Source organism: Dactylosporangium vinaceum (genome assembly GCF_019904175.1).
GTDB classification, from domain to species: Bacteria; Actinomycetota; Actinomycetes; order Mycobacteriales; family Micromonosporaceae; genus Dactylosporangium; species Dactylosporangium vinaceum.
In genome coordinates this window covers 2891063-2904781 of the sequence record NZ_CP061913.1, presented here as the reverse complement: position 1 = coordinate 2904781, position 13719 = coordinate 2891063, and the positions used below count along the sequence as shown (strand labels likewise).

The following is a 13719-nucleotide window of genomic DNA, read 5'->3' as shown; positions in this document are numbered from 1 at the left end:
CGGGCTGGTCCTCACCGCGGCAGGCAGCGAGGCTGCCCGCGAGGGCGAGGATGGCTAAAGGGGCGAGGACATGGCGGGGTGCGGGGATGGGCATGTCGGTCCTTTCGGATTATCCGAGCTGTCTGCGTACGCAGCGGGGGTGTGCAGCACGGGGACCAGGTCAGCGCAGGCTCTGGATGTTCGCCCCGGCGGGCAGCTCGCGGCCGGAGTCGGAGTAGGCCTTGGAGATCGCGGCCTGCGCGAGGGGCTTGTAGGACGGCCGCTTCTCGGTGACGACGCGGGCGGACCGCTGGGCGGCGGTGAGCGTGCCCTGGAAGTGCGGCATGACATAGCGGGCGAAGAGTTCGAGGCTGGTGAGCGCCTTCTCGCGGCTCGCCCAGTCGTGAGTCATGATCATGAATCCGCCGAAGCCGCCGGTCTGCTCGAGCATCCGCTCGATCGCCGCGATGGCGTCCGCGGGGGTGCCGATGATGGAGCTGTCGTCGGCGATCTCGTCGGCCAGGGTGTAGTCGTTCTCCAGGCCCAGGACCGGCTTGAAGTAGTCCTGCCGCTCCTGCTCGCGGCCGCGCTCGACGTCGCGGATCGCCTGCTCGCGGTCCTCGGCGAGGTGGACGCGCACGACCATGCGCCACCCGTCCCGGCTGATGGTCGTGCCGGCCTCCTTGGCCGCCTGCTCGGCGATCTCCCACTGGGTGCGCATGTCCTTCTTGCCGCCGATGAACCCGGCGCTCAGCGACAGCACGCCGACGCCGTGCCGGCCGGCCGTGCTCACACCCGAGGGCGAGGTGGTGCTGGCCACGGCGATCGGCACACCGCCGGGGTTGAGCGGCAGGAACGCCAGCTGGGCCTCGCGCAGCTCGAACCAGTCGGTGGACGCGGTTACGACCTCGCCGTCGAGCAGCTTGATGATCACGTCGAGCGCCTCGTTCATCCGGGACCGCTGGGTCACCGGCGCGATGCCCATCATGTCGGCGTCGGAGATGAGCGCGCCCGGTCCGACACCGAGCATCGCGCGGCCGAGGCTGAGGTGATCCAGCAGCACGGTGCGGTCGGCGACCAGCAGCGGGTGGTGGTACGGGAGGCTGACCACGCCCGTCCCGAGCCGGATCCGCGAGGTCTTGACGGCCGCCGCGGCGAGGGCCATGAACGGGTCGGCGATGCGCTCGACGCCCGTCGAGTGGTGCTCGCCGACCCAGGCCTCGTCGAAGCCGAGACGGTCGGCCAGTTCGATGAGCGCCAGGTCGTGGCGGAGGCTGAGCACGGGACTGTCGTCGTTCGCGTGGAACGGGGCGATGAACACACCGAACGTCATGGGCGCCGGACGAGCCATGGGGTTCCCCCTCAGAAGCGGGTGTCGATCGAGAGCAGAGCCGGACCGACCGCGCGTATGTGACGCCGGTCTCAGGTAAGTGATTGCTGAATCTACTCAGAAACTCGGCAAGCGCAAGAGCTCCCGGAAACATGTTCGACACCGTGCGGTCGCGGGCGAACGTGGCCGCATCCATGAGTCTCGACATCGTTGAGCGCGGAAGGCCGCCGAACGGCTTACCTGAATCTATTCAGATTCAGGGTGGCGTACGACACACGGATGGCGTTATGGTTTTCCGCGTTCACTCCGGGCGACGAAAGGTGGCGGTATGCAGGATCTGCCTGACGATCCCGACCCGGCGCGCAGCCGGCGCCTGGAGAAGGTCGCCGCCGACCTGCGCGGTGCGGTGCGCCGCCAGGACGGCCGGGAGACGCCTGTCGGGCCGCGGGCCATGCGGACCCGCAAGAAGCTGCTCGAGGTCGCCGAGGAGCTCTTCGCCCGCGACGGCTACGCGAACGTGTCCCTCGGTGACATCGCCCAGCGCTCCGGGGTGAGCCTCGGGACCGTCTACCAGTACTTCGCCGACCGCGACGACATCGTGGCGACGATCGCCGCCGAGAGCGCGCTGCGCATGCTCAACCTCGGCGCCGACTTCTGGGACGCCGCGACCGGCCGCCTGGGCCTGCGCCGGGCGATAAGCGCGATCGTGACGACCCAGTGGGAGAACCGCGACTTCTTCAGCCTCTGGGAGACCGCCAGCCACAGCGACGCCCGCCTGGCCGCGCTGCGCCGGGAGTGGGTCGCCAACTTCCGGCACTCGTTCGCCCGCTCGCTGGCCCGCGGCATGAAGAGCGGGCACGTCCGGGCCGGCCTCGACCCGGAGGAGACCGCCCGGGCCATGAGCCTGATGGTCAGCGCGTACTGCTACGACGCCTTCGTCGCCGACCCGCCCGACCCGCCGCTGGACCCGGAGGGCGTCATCGACCACCTGACGGCGCTCTGGGCCGACGCGGTCGGGCTGCGCGAGGACCGCGAACTGCGGCCCGGGGACGTGTGAGGAAATGATGTCGACAAGCACCGCCCACCGCTCGCCCGAGGACCCCGCCTGGTTCCGGCACGTCCTGGGGCAGTACCCCACAGGCGTCTGTGTCATCACGGCCCAGCCGGCGGACGGCCCGCCGATCGGCATGGTCGTCGGCTCGTTCTCGTCGGTCTCCATGCACCCGCCGCTCGTCGGCTTCTACCCGAGCAACACCTCGGAGACCTGGCCGCACCTGCAGCGGGCGAGCCACTGGTGCGTCAACATCCTCGCCGCCCACCAGTCCGACGTCTGCCGGCGCATCGCGACAGCGCCCCTGGCCGAGCGCTTCGAGGGCGTCCCGTGGCGCCCGGCCCCGTCCGGCGCCCCGATCATCGAGGGCGCCGTCGCCTGGATCGACTGCGTCCCGGTCGCCGTCCACGACGCCGGCGACCACAAGATCGCCCTGGCCGAGGTCCGCCACCTCGACGCCGCCAGCACCGAGCTGCCGCTGCTGTTCTTCCGCAGCGGCTACGGCAGCTTCTCCCCGCTCACGCTCACCGCGTATGACCCGGACATGAGCCTCACCCGCCCGCTGCGCCACTTCGAGCTCATCCGCTCGATCGCGCAGGAGCTCCCCGACCAGGGTCTGCGCTGCCTGGTGACGGCCCCGGTGAGCGACAGCGTGGTCGTGATCGGCCAGCTCGATCCGCCGTCGGGCTCGGTCGCCGCCCGGCCCACCACGCTCGTCGGCCAGCGCCTGCCGTTCCGCCCGCACGGGCCGTCCATCTTCGAGGCGTGGGCCCCGGCCGGTGAACAGGCGGCGTGGGTGGCCCGCTTCTCCCCGGACTCGCAGGAGGCCGAGATCCGCGCCCTGGCCCGCATCCGGGAGCGCGGCTTCTCCATCGGTCTGGGCAGCGAGGGCCACCGCCGATTCGCCGCCGCGCTCGAACAGCTCGCCGCCGAGCCGGGCGCGGTGCCGAACGAGGAGCTCGACGCGCTCGTCGCCTCCCTGGACTACGAGCCGGCCGACCTCACCGACGCGGTGCTCGCCGAGGCCCGGGTCATCTCCGCCCCGGTCTTCGACAGCGCCGGCAGCCCGGTCCTGGCGATGACGGTGTTCGGCTTCCGCGCCAAACCCGACATCGTCCGCGACGCGATCGCCGCGGTCACGAGGTGCGCGCAGCGGGCGACCCGCACGCTGGGCCTGGCACCGCGGCGCGACTGAGCACGCCCGGCGGGACAGCGACGGCCGGCCCGGAACCGTAGCGTGTCGGGGTGACCACGTCGTATCCACGCATTGCCGGGCAGAGCCTCGAGCGGCTGGCCGCGCTCAGTGACGGAATCTTCGCTGTCGCCTTGACGCTGCTGGTGCTCGATCTGCGCGTGCCGGTCGGGGAGGTGACCGGCCAGCATCCGGTCTGGACGGCGCAGGGGCGCTCGGCGGACCGGGCGGCCTGGGAGGTGCTCGTCGAGGTCGGGCCGCACTTCCTGCCGTTCGTCATGAGCTTCATGACGCTCGGGATCTTCTGGATCGGGCAGCAGACGCAGCTCAACCACTTCGCCCGGACCGATCGGCACCTCACCTGGATCCATCTGGCGTTCCTGGCGCTGGTGTGCCTGATGCCGTTCTCCACGAACTTCGTCGGTGAGTACCCGACCGCGCGGATCCCGTTCGTGACCTACTGGCTCAACCTGCTGCTGCTCGGGCTGGTGTTGATGGCGAGCCTGCGCTACGCCGCGCGGCACGGGATGTTCAAGACCGACGACGTGCTCGGGGCCCTGCGCCGGCGGATCGTGTTCTACCAGGCCTGCTACGCCGGGGCGATGGCGCTGAGCCTCGTCGACACCTACGTCAGCATGGGGGCGCTGGTGCTCCTGCAGCTGCTGTCGGCCCTCGCGCCGCCGATCCCGCCGTTCGACAGGTACTGATTCAGACTGTGGCGGACAGGCCCCCGTCGACGACGAGTGTGGTGCCGGTGACGTAGGAGGAGGCCGGGGCGGCCAGGAACAGCAGGGCGCCGTCCACCTCCGCCTGCTCGCCGAAGCGGCCCAGCAGGCTGTGCTCGGCGACCATCTCGCGGAGGTCGTCCTCGCCGTGCGCGGTCGTCATCTCGGTGGCGAAGTAGCCGGGGCACAGGGCGTTGACCCTGATCCCCTTGCGGCGCGACCACTGCTGCGCCAGGTCGCGGGTCAGGCCGATGACGCCGGCCTTGCTCGCCGCGTAGGAGGCGCCCGGGAAGCGCGACGCCACCACGCCGTGCACGCTTGCCACGTTGACGATGGAGGAGCCGGGCGGCATCACCCGCGCACACGCCTGCGCCATCCAGAACGAGCCGTTGAGGTTGACGTCGATCACCTGGCGGAAGCCGTCAGGCGTCTCCCGCGAGGCGGGCACGGAGCCGCCCAGGCCGGCGCTGTTGACGAGCACGTCGACCCGCCCGAAGGAGGCCACCGCCGCGTCGACCAGGGCCTGGCACTGCTCCGGCACCGTCACGTCGAGGGCCTGGACAAGCACCGTCGCGCCCTGCGCACGCAGCTCGGCGGCCAGCTCCCGCAGGCGGTCGACGCGGCGGGCGCCGAGGACCAGAATGCCGCCGACCGCCGCGACGGCCCGCGCGAAGCCCAGGCCCAGGCCGGAGCTGGCGCCGGTGATGACCACGACCCGGTCGTCGAGCCGGAACGCGTGCAAAGGGCCGTTCATCGGCGGTACTCCACGGTGGCGAGCGCCAGGTCGGCGTACCGGCGGGCCATGGTGGGCGGGTCGACCGGGCCGCCCGGCCGATACCAGCCGGCGACGCCCTGGCACATCGACAGGATGGCCCGGCCGCACTCGTCCGGGTGCGGGGTGTGGAAGACGCCCTGCGCCACTCCCCCGCGGATCGTGTCGCGCAGGTCGCGCTCGAGCTCGTCGCGCCGGGCGACGTAGTGGGCCCGGTTCTCCGGGGTGAGGCTGCGCCGCTCGGAGTCGAGGAACGCCAGGTCTCGATGGTGCGCGGTGTAGAGGACGAGGGCCTCGACCAGGGCGCTGAGCCGGGCCGGGCAGTCCTCGCCGGCCTCGTCGAGCGCGGCCCGGGTGTGCGTGAGCACGATGCGCATCGCGTGGTCGAGCAGCTCGCGCAGCATGGCCTGCTTGTTCTCGAAGTGGTAGTACAGCGCGGGCACGGTGACCCCGGCCCGGCCGGCGATCTTGCGCACCGAGGTGCCGTCGTAGCCGTGCTCGACGATCTCGTCGAGCGCCAGCGCCAGCAGCGGCTGCAGCTCAAGTGGGGGGTAATCCCGCCAGTTGCGCAAATGTCACTCTCCCTAGCTAGCGATCGCTCAGTACGTTACCTTAGCGATCGCTAGCTCAGTAGACCCGCGGGAGGTCAAGGCATGGATGTCCGGGGTAAGCAGGCACTCGTCACCGGCGGCGCGTCCGGGCTCGGGCTGGCCACGGTGGAGACGCTCGTCGCCGCCGGAGCGCGGGTGGTCGCCCTGGATCTGCCCTCCGCCGACCGCGGCCGGCTCGACGCGCTCGGCGCCGCGGTCCGCTTCGCCGGGGCCGACGTGACCGACGAGGGTGCGGTACAGGCGGCGGTCGACCTGGCCAACGACGACGGCGGGCTGGCCGTGCTCGTCAACTGCGCGGGCATCGGCAACGCGTTCCGGACGGTCGGCAAGCAGGGGCCGTTCCCGCTGGCCGACTTCGAGCGCGTGATCCGGGTCAACCTGGTGGGCACCTTCAACGTGCTGCGCCTGGCCGCCGCCGCGATGGCCGGCAACGAGCCGGCCGGTGAGGAGCGCGGGGTCATCGTCAACACCGCGTCGGTGGCCGCGTTCGACGGGCAGGTCGGGCAGGCCGCGTACTCGGCGTCGAAGGGCGCCATCGTCGGCATGACGCTGCCGATCGCCCGCGACCTGGCCGGGCTGAGGATCCGCGTCGTGACAATCGCCCCGGGCACCTTCGAGACGCCGCTGCTCGGCCGGCTGTCGCAGGAGGTCCGCGACTCCCTCGGCGCCCAGGTGCCGCACCCGAGCCGGCTCGGCCGCCCGGCCGAATACGCGCAGCTGGTCGCCGCGATCATCGCCAACCCGATGCTCAACGGCGAGACCATCCGCCTCGACGGAGCCATCCGCATGGCCCCGCGGTGACCGCCGAGCCCGAGAGAAGGAAGCAACCATGCGTCAAGCGGTAATCGTCGACATCGTCCGGACCCCCTCGGGCAAGGGCAAGCCCGGTGGTGCGCTCAGCGGCACGCACCCCGTCGACCTGTACGCCACCGTGCTGCGCGCCCTCGTGGAGCGCAACGGCCTCGACCCGGCGCGGGTCGAGGACGTGATCTCCGGCTGCGTCGGCCAGGCCGGGCAGCAGGCCATGAACATCGGCCGCAACGCGGTGCTCGCGGCCGGCTGGCCGGAGTCGGTGCCGGCCACGACCATCGACAGGCAGTGCGGGTCCAGCCAGCAGGCGCTGCACTTCGCCGCCCAGGGCGTGATGGCGGGCGCCTACGACATCGTCGTCGCCGGCGGCGTGGAGTCGATGAGCCGGGTGCCGATGGGCTCGTCCACGATGGGCGAGGACCCACAGGGGCCGGGGCTCGCCCGCCGCTACCCGGAGGGGCTTGTCAACCAGGGCGTGTCGGCCGAGCTGATCGCGCAGCAGTGGGGCCTGTCCCGGGAGCGGCTCGACGACTACTCGGCCCGCTCGCACCGCCTGGCCGCCGAGACCGCGCGGGCCGGTGGCTTCGATCGCGAGCTCGTGCCGGTCGGCGGGTTCGCGGCCGACGAGACGATCCGCGCGGCGACGACACCGCAGAGCCTGGCCGGGCTGAAGACCGCCTTCGACGGGCCGGCCATGCGCGAGCGCTTCCCCGACCTGGACTGGCGCATCACCGCCGGCAACTCCTCGCCGCTCACCGACGGCGCCTCGGCCGCGCTCGTCATGGGCGAGGACACCGCGGCCGCGCTGGGCCTGCGCCCGCGGGCCCGCTTCCACGCGTTCGCGGTGGCCGGTGACGACCCCCTGTTCATGCTGACCGCGCCGATCCCGGCCACCCGGCAGGTCCTGGCCCGGGCCGGGCTCGGCATCGACGCGATCGACGCCTACGAGGTGAACGAGGCGTTCGCCCCGGTACCGCTGGCGTGGCTGGCCGAGATCGGCGGCGACCCGGAGAAGCTCAACCCGCGAGGCGGGGCCATCGCGCTCGGCCACCCCCTCGGCGCGTCAGGCATCCGGCTGATGGCCACGATGCTCAACCACCTGGAGGCGACCGGCGGCCGATACGGCCTGCAGACCATGTGCGAGGGCGGCGGCATGGCCAACGCCACCGTCATCGAGCGGCTCTAGCCATGGCCAGGGATCTGTGGGCCCGGCGCGAGTTCTTCACCGCCGAGCAGGAGGCGCTGCGCGGCACCGTCGCGCAGTTCCTCAGCCGGCACGTCACCGCGAACGTGGAGCCGTGGGACGAGGCCGGCATCATCCCGCGGGAGCCGTGGCTCGAGGCCGGTCGCCAGGGGCTGCTGGGCATCAATGCGCCGGAGCAGTACGACGGCGGCGGTCGTCTTCGCGACTTCGGTTTCCGCTGCGTCGTGATGGAGGAGTTCGCGAAGGTCGGCGCCACCTCGCTGAGCTCCGGGTTCTCCACGCACGCGGACATCGTGCTGCCGTACTTCTTCGATCTGGCCACGCCCGAGCAGGCCGCGCGCTGGGTGCCGGCGCTGTGCTCCGGCGCGGCGATCGGCGCCATCGCCATGACCGAGCCGGGCACCGGATCGGACCTGCAGGGCATCCGCACCACCGCCCGGCGCGACGGCGACAGCTGGGTGATCAACGGGGCCAAGACGTTCATCACCAACGGCATCACCAGCGACCTCGTCATCGTGGTCGCCCGCACCGACCCCGACCCGGCCGCGCGCGGCCGCGCGTTCAGCCTCATCGTCGTCGAACGGGGCACGCCCGGCTTCACCCGCGGCCGCAAGCTCGACAAGGTCGGCCTGCGCTCGCAGGACACCGCGGAGCTGTTCTTCGACGACGCGGTCGTCCCGGCCGGCAACGTGCTGGGCGAACCCGGCCGCGGGCTGCACTACCTGATGAGCCACCTTCCCCTGGAGCGGCTGGGGATAGCCGTCGCCGCCTGCGCCGGGGCCCGGGCCGCACTCGCCTGGACGATCGGCTACGTCACCCAGCGGCAGGCGTTCGGCCGGGCGATCGCCGACTTCCAGCACACCCGGTTCGCCATCGCCGAGATGCTGACCGAGCTCGAGGTGTCGCAGTCCTATGTGGACGAGTCGGTACTGCGGTTCAACCGCGACGAGCTCGACGCCGTCGACGCGGCCAAGGCGAAGTGGTGGGCGACGGAGATGCACAAGCGGCTCGTCGACAGGTGCGTGCAGCTGTTCGGCGGCTACGGGTACATGCGCGAGTACCCCATCGCCCGGGCCTACGCCGACACCCGCGTCACCACCATCTACGGCGGCACCACCGAGATCATGAAGCACATCATCGCCCGCGACGTCCTGGAGGCCCGATGACCGCCGCCCTGTACGAGCGGACCGGCCACATCGCCGTGATCCGGCTGAACCGGCCGGAGGCGCTGAACGCCGTCAACGCCGAGCTGTCCGCGGCGGTCGGCGCCGCCCTCGAGCGGGCGGCCGCCGACCCCGAGGTGCGGGTCGTGATCGTCACCGGCAACGGCCGGGCCTTCTGCGCCGGCGCCGACCTCAAGGAGCTGGCCGCGGGCCGCTCCGTCGCCGCGCCGGAGCACCCAGAGTGGGGCTTCGCCGGGCTCGTCCGGCACTGGATCGACAAGCCGCTGATCGCCGCGGTCAACGGCTACGCGATGGGCGGCGGCACCGAGATCGCCCTCGCCTGCGACCTGGTCGTCGCGGCCGAGGACGCCAAGCTGGGCCTGCCCGAGGTCAAGCGGGGCCTGATCGCGGCCGCGGGCGGCGTGGTGCGGCTCCAGCGGCAGATCCCCATCAAGCGCGCGCTGCAGATGGCGCTCACCGGCGACGCCGTCGACGTGCAGGAAGCGGCCGAATGGGGTCTGGTCAACGTCGTCGCCCGGCCCGGCGCCGCGCTCGCGGAGGCGATGGAGCTGGCCGAGCGCATCGCGGCAAATGCTCCGCTGTCGGTGCAGTACACCAAAAGGGTCATGCATCAGGTGGCGCAGGCCGGCTCGGACCGGGATCCGCAGTGGTCGCGGCAGGAGCCGTGGACCGTCAACGACGAGGCGACAAGGGCCGTGTTCGGCAGCCGTGACGCCGTCGAGGGGCCGGCCGCGTTCGCCGAGAAGCGTGCGCCGGTGTGGGAAGGCCGTTAGCCGGTGCGCGACCTGGTTTCCCCGGATCGGCTGGGGCCGCGGCTGGCCGGCGAACTCGGCGACGAGCGCTGGCGCGAGTTCGAGGCCACGCTCATCGCCGGCGGCAAGTCCAACCTCACGTTCCTGTTGCAGAGCAGAGCCGGTTCGGTGGTACTGCGAAGGCCGCCGACCGGTGAGCGCCTGCCCAGCGCCCACGACATGGGCCGCGAGGCGCGCGTGCAGCGAGCCCTCGCGCCGACGCCGGTCCCCGTGCCGGGGATCCTGCTGGAGGAGCGCACCGGCGACCTGCTCGGCGTGCCGTTCTACGTGATGGAGAAGGTCGGCGGCCGCATCGTCCGCGACGAGCTGCCGGCCGGATACGCCCCCGGCCCGGCCGACCGGCTCGCGATGGCCGACGCGCTCGTCGACGTCCTCGCCGACATTCACCGGGTCGAGCCGGAGGCGGTGGGCCTCGGCGACTACGGGCGGCCGGCCGGCTTCATGGCCCGGCAGCTGCGCCGCTGGCGCGGCCAGTGGGACGCCTCGAAGACCCACGACGTGGCCGAGCTCGACGAGCTGGGCGCCCGGCTGACCGGCGCGGTGCCCGCGACCCGGCGCTCCACGATCGTGCACGGCGACTACCGGCTGGACAACTGCATGCTCGACGAGGCGCGGCCGGCGACGATCCGGGCCGTGCTGGACTGGGAGCTGTCCACATTGGGCGACCCGCTGGCCGACCTGGGGATGCTGCTGTTCTACTGGCGCGAGCCCGGCGAGCCGCGGCCGCTGCTGACCCCGGCCGTCACCCGCGGCCCGGGCTTTCCCGGCCGGGCCCACCTCGCCGAGCGCTACGCTCGCCGGACCGGTGCGGACCTGGCCGGGCTCGCGTTCTACGAGGCGTTCGCGCATTTCAAGTTCGCCGTCATCGCGCAGGGGGTGGCGGCCCGGGCCGCGGCCGGGGCGATGGCCGGGCAGACGTTCGGAGACCTCGACGACGAGGTCCGGCGCATCGCCGCCGAAGGCTTGACAGTCATCGACCGGAGGGGCTGAACTCGTGGACTTCGCGCTGTCGCCGGAGGCGGAGGAGACCGTCGGGCGGATGTGGGACTTCATGCGGGAGGAGGTGTTCCCGGCCGAGCCGGTGTGGGCCGCGTACCTGGCCGAGCACGGCGCGCACGCCTACCCGCCGGTCATGGACGAGCTGAAGGCGTCCGCCCGCCGGCGCGGCCTGTGGAACCTGTTCCTGCCGGAGCTGTCCGGGCTGAGCAACCTCGACTACGCGGCGGTCGCCGAGGTGTCCGGCTGGTCGCCGGTCATCGCCCCCGAGGCCGTCAACTGCCAGGCCCCCGACACCGGCAACATGGAGACCCTGCACCGCTTCGCCACCCCGGCGCAGCGCGAGCGCTGGCTGGAGCCGCTGCTGGCCGGCACGATCCGCTCGGCCTACGCGATGACGGAGCCCGACGTCGCCTCCTCCGACGCCACCAACATCACCACGACCATCGTGCGCGACGGCGACGACTACGTCGTCAACGGCCGCAAGTGGTGGATCACCGGCGTCGCCGACGAGCGCTGCCAGATCTTCATCGTCATGGGCAGGACCGACCCCACCGCCGAGCCGCACCGCCGGCAGACGATGATCCTGGTCCCGCGGGACGCACCCGGCCTGCAGATCGTCCGGCACCTGCCGATCTTCGGGTACCAGGACCAGCACGGCCACTCGGAGCTCCTTCTCACCGACGTGCGCGTGCCGGCGGCCAACCTCCTGGGCGGCGAGGGCGACGGGTTCGCGATCGCCCAGGCCCGCCTCGGCCCGGGCCGCGTCCACCACGCGATGCGGGCGATCGGCATGGCCGAGCGGGCCCTCGCACTCATGGTGGGCCGGGCGACGTCACGGGTGGCGTTCGGCCGGCCGCTCGCGGAGCAGGGCGTGGTCCGCGAGCTCATCGCGCAGTCGCGGATCGACATCGACCAGGCGCGGCTGCTGGTGTACAAGACGGCCTGGCTGATCGACAGGCACGGCGCCAGGGGCGCCCGCACGGAGATCGCCGCGATCAAGGTGGCCGCGCCGGCGATGGCGACGGCTGTCATCGACCGGGCGATCGAGGTCTTCGGCGGCGCGGGGGTCGGCGACGACACGCCCCTCGCGTACTTCTACGCCTGGGCCCGCGTCCTGCGCATCGTCGACGGCCCCGACGCCGTCCACCGCCGCACCATCGCCCGCGAGGAGCTGCGCCGCGAGCGCCCGTACGCGGGGTAGGCCGGCGGGCCACGGGTGAGCGGCGGTCACCGCGGCACCGGATCGTCACCACCGGGCCGGGCGCCCGGCCCGGCCCTACGCGGGGTAGACGGGCCGGCGCTTCTGCTGGAGGGCGGCCAGGCCCTCCGCGTAGTCGGGGCCGTCCAGGAGCTCGGCCTGGGCCTCGAGCTCGTGCCGCATGGCCGCCTCCAAGGCGTCGGCCTGGGCTCGGCGCAGGGCCAGTTTCGTGCGGCGCAGTGCCTCACGGGACGCGGCGGCGGCGCCGGCGGCCAGGGCCCGGGCGGTTGTCAGGAGGTCGGCGGACGGGGCCGTGCCGGAGATCAGGCCCCAGCTGAGCGCGGCCGCGGCCGGCACGCGCTCGGCGAACAGGGCCATCCGGGCGGCGCGCACGCGGCCTATCGCGGCGGGCAGCAGGTGGCTGGCGCCGCCGTCGGGGGTGAGGCCGATGGTGACGAACGGCAGCTGGAACCAGCTCGTGTCGGCCGCGATGACCGCGTCGCAGGCGACGGCGAACGAGACGCCGACGCCCACCGCGGGGCCGTTCACCGCGGCCACGATCGGCAGGTCGGTGCGCATGACGGTGAGGACGACGTCGTTGGCCGCGGCGACGATCGCGCGGCCGTCCGCGCCGCCGGCCGCGGCACCGGACGGGGAGACGTCGGCACCGGTGCAGAAGGCCCGGCCCTCGCCGGTGAGCAGGAGGCTGCGCACGCCGGGGATGGCGGCCGCCTCGCGCAAGCGGGCGGTCAGCAGGCGCAGGCCGGCCAGGTCGAGGGCGTTGAGGCGGTCCGGGCGGGCCAGGGTGATCGTGGCTACCGGCCCGTCGGCGGTGAGTCGTACGGCGCCGGCGCTCATCGGGGCTGCGACACCAGCGGGGCCAGGCGGGAGGTGATGATCGACGACGCCTCGGCGACCATCCGGGAGACCAGGTCGGCCACGGTCGGGACGTCGTCGATCAGGGCCTGGGACTGGCCCACCGTCCACAGGCCGCGGTCCAGCTCGCCGGTCTCGTAGACCTCGCGGCCGCGGACGCCGGCCACCAGGTCGCGGACGTCGGCGAACTCGCCGCCCCGGCGGAGGATCTCGACCACCTCGTTGCTGACGGCGTTCACCGCGACGCGCGAGGTGTTGCGCAGGGTCCGGAAGATGAGGGTGGTCTCCAGCTCGCTGCTCTCGACGATGCGGCGCTTGACGTTGTCGTGGACCGGGGCCTCCACGGTGCACATGAAGCGGGTGCCCATGTTCACCGCGTCGGCGCCCAGGGCCAGGGCGGCGACGAGGCCGCGGGCGTCTGCGATCCCGCCCGACGCGACGATCGGGATCGTGAGGCGGCGGGCCGCGGCGGCGATGAGGATGAGGCCGGGGACGTCGTCCTCGCCCGGGTGGCCGGCGCACTCGAAGCCGTCGATGCTCACGGCGTCCACGCCGAGCTTCTCGGCCTTGAGTGCGTGGCGGACGCTCGTGCACTTGTGGATCACCTTGATGCCGGCGGCCTTGAAGGCCGGCATGTGGTCGGCGGGGCTGAAGCCGGCCGTTTCGACGACCCGGATGCCCGACTCGATGATCGCCGCGCGGTACTCGGCGTAGGGGGGCGGGGTGATCGCGGGCAGGATCGTGAGGTTGACGCCGAACTCCCGGTCGGTCAGCTCGCGGCAGCGGGCGATCTCCTTGACCAGGTCCTCGGGCGTGGGCTGGGTGAGCGCGGTGATGAACCCGAGCGCGCCGGCGTCGGCCACGGCGGCGACCAGCCCGGCCCGGCCGACCCACTGCATCCCGCCCTGCACGATCGGGTGCCGGACGCCGAACTCGCGGGTGAAGCGCGTCTCGATCATGCCGCTGTCTCCTGTCG

The 13719-nt window shown here is 72.8% G+C and carries 14 protein-coding genes; 9 read left to right on the top strand and 5 right to left on the bottom strand.

What is annotated here, in order from left to right; translation table 11 throughout:
- Positions 1–160: 160 nt before the first annotated feature.
- Entirely contained in the window at positions 161–1330 is a 1170-nt protein-coding gene (locus Dvina_RS12815; RefSeq protein ID WP_223102700.1) for an LLM class flavin-dependent oxidoreductase, read from the bottom strand.
- Between the two features lie 307 nt (positions 1331–1637).
- On the opposite strand from Dvina_RS12815, the gene Dvina_RS12810 reads away from it, so the two are divergent.
- The 3 genes from Dvina_RS12810 to Dvina_RS12800 are packed head-to-tail and all read left to right on the top strand — an operon-like array spanning position 1638 to position 4259.
- Complete coding sequence (locus tag Dvina_RS12810; RefSeq protein ID WP_223102699.1) at positions 1638–2366, top strand: TetR/AcrR family transcriptional regulator; 729 nt, start codon at positions 1638–1640, stop codon at positions 2364–2366.
- 4 nt (positions 2367–2370) lie between these two features.
- On the top strand, positions 2371–3555 hold the full coding sequence (locus Dvina_RS12805; protein WP_223102698.1) for a flavin reductase: 1185 nt from the start codon (positions 2371–2373) through the stop codon (positions 3553–3555).
- 50 nt (positions 3556–3605) lie between these two features.
- A complete protein-coding gene (locus Dvina_RS12800) occupies positions 3606–4259 on the top strand; it encodes a TMEM175 family protein (protein ID WP_223102697.1) in 654 nt (217 codons plus the stop codon).
- Between the two features lies 1 nt (position 4260).
- Here the strand turns inward: Dvina_RS12800 and Dvina_RS12795 are convergent, their stop codons facing one another.
- Together Dvina_RS12795 and Dvina_RS12790 are read right to left on the bottom strand one after the other, a co-directional pair.
- Positions 4261–5031, bottom strand: a complete 771-nt coding sequence (locus Dvina_RS12795; protein ID WP_223102696.1) for an SDR family NAD(P)-dependent oxidoreductase — start codon at positions 5029–5031, stop codon at positions 4261–4263.
- On the bottom strand, positions 5028–5621 hold the full coding sequence (locus Dvina_RS12790; protein WP_223102695.1) for a TetR/AcrR family transcriptional regulator: 594 nt from the start codon (positions 5619–5621) through the stop codon (positions 5028–5030). The genes Dvina_RS12795 and Dvina_RS12790 overlap by 4 nt, the downstream gene beginning before the upstream one ends.
- A gap of 81 nt (positions 5622–5702) precedes the next feature.
- On the opposite strand from Dvina_RS12790, the gene Dvina_RS12785 reads away from it, so the two are divergent.
- The 6 genes from Dvina_RS12785 to Dvina_RS12760 are packed head-to-tail and all read left to right on the top strand — an operon-like array spanning position 5703 to position 11870.
- Positions 5703–6461, top strand: a complete 759-nt coding sequence (locus Dvina_RS12785) for a 3-hydroxyacyl-CoA dehydrogenase (RefSeq protein ID WP_223102694.1) — start codon at positions 5703–5705, stop codon at positions 6459–6461.
- Positions 6462–6489: 28 nt separating this feature from the next.
- Positions 6490–7656 carry an acetyl-CoA C-acyltransferase gene (locus Dvina_RS12780; RefSeq protein WP_223102693.1) on the top strand — a complete coding sequence of 389 codons (1167 nt, stop codon included), beginning with the start codon at positions 6490–6492 and terminating at the stop codon, positions 7654–7656.
- Positions 7657–7658: 2 nt separating this feature from the next.
- On the top strand, positions 7659–8840 hold the full coding sequence (locus tag Dvina_RS12775; protein WP_223102692.1) for an acyl-CoA dehydrogenase family protein: 1182 nt from the start codon (positions 7659–7661) through the stop codon (positions 8838–8840).
- The gene (locus Dvina_RS12770) at positions 8837–9631 is read left to right on the top strand and encodes a crotonase/enoyl-CoA hydratase family protein (protein WP_223102691.1); all 795 of its coding nucleotides are present in this window, start codon (positions 8837–8839) and stop codon (positions 9629–9631) included. Before Dvina_RS12775 ends, Dvina_RS12770 begins: the two co-directional genes overlap by 4 nt.
- Before the next feature lie 3 nt (positions 9632–9634).
- A complete protein-coding gene (locus tag Dvina_RS12765) occupies positions 9635–10660 on the top strand; it encodes a phosphotransferase family protein (RefSeq protein ID WP_223102689.1) in 1026 nt (341 codons plus the stop codon).
- A gap of 4 nt (positions 10661–10664) precedes the next feature.
- Positions 10665–11870, top strand: coding sequence for an acyl-CoA dehydrogenase family protein (locus Dvina_RS12760; protein ID WP_223102688.1), 1206 nt, complete (start codon positions 10665–10667; stop codon positions 11868–11870).
- A 75-nt stretch (positions 11871–11945) separates the two neighbouring features.
- Here Dvina_RS12760 and Dvina_RS12755 read toward each other — a convergent pair whose 3' ends face one another.
- Together Dvina_RS12755 and Dvina_RS12750 are read right to left on the bottom strand one after the other, a co-directional pair.
- A complete protein-coding gene (locus Dvina_RS12755; protein WP_223102687.1) occupies positions 11946–12725 on the bottom strand; it encodes an enoyl-CoA hydratase-related protein in 780 nt (259 codons plus the stop codon).
- Positions 12722–13702 (bottom strand): NAD(P)H-dependent flavin oxidoreductase, encoded by a 981-nt coding sequence (locus Dvina_RS12750; RefSeq protein WP_223102686.1) that lies wholly within the window; start codon positions 13700–13702, stop codon positions 12722–12724. The genes Dvina_RS12755 and Dvina_RS12750 overlap by 4 nt, the downstream gene beginning before the upstream one ends.
- Positions 13703–13719: the final 17 nt, after the last annotated feature.